We start from the raw sequence: 530 nt of genomic DNA on the forward strand, positions 1-530 counted from the left end.
CCTGCACCGACGCCGAGTGCACCACCACGTGCAGCACCAGGCCCAGGGTGTCGACCAGCAGGTGGCGCTTGCGGCCCCGGACGCGTTTACCGGCGTCGTAGCCGATCTGTTCACCGCCCTCGCTGGACTTCGCCGACTGGGAGTCCAGCACCGCCGCCGAGGGCTGCGGGTCACGCCCGTCGGCGATGCGGACCCGCTCACGCAGCACCTCGTGGACCCGGTCCCAGGTGCCGTCGCGGGTCCAGGCCCGAAACCACTGGTAGGCGATGCTCCACGGGGCCAGATCGTGCGGGACCAGCCGCCAAGCGCACCCGCTGACCAGCACATAAGAGATCGTGTCGATGATCAACCGGCGGGAGTGCACGTACGGGCGCCCGCCCAACACCGCCGCCGGGCGGGGCAGCAACGGCTCGATCAACACCCACTGGGCGTCGGTCACCGAGGAGTCATACGCCGGTTTGCAGGTACAGACACACACCCGACCGGATGATCAACAGGTCCGGGCGACTACTACGGCCGCCACGCCGAGT

The 530-nt window shown here is 69.4% G+C and carries 1 protein-coding gene; it reads right to left on the bottom strand.

Annotated features, from left to right (window positions below):
• Positions 1-478, bottom strand: a 478-nt coding sequence (locus PSD17_RS23625; RefSeq protein WP_339124560.1) for an IS5 family transposase, incomplete at its 3' end; no start/stop codon positions are given.
• Positions 479-530: the final 52 nt, after the last annotated feature.

Source organism: Pseudonocardia sp. D17 (assembly GCF_036984265.1).
Taxonomy (GTDB): domain Bacteria; phylum Actinomycetota; class Actinomycetes; order Mycobacteriales; family Pseudonocardiaceae; genus Pseudonocardia; species Pseudonocardia benzenivorans.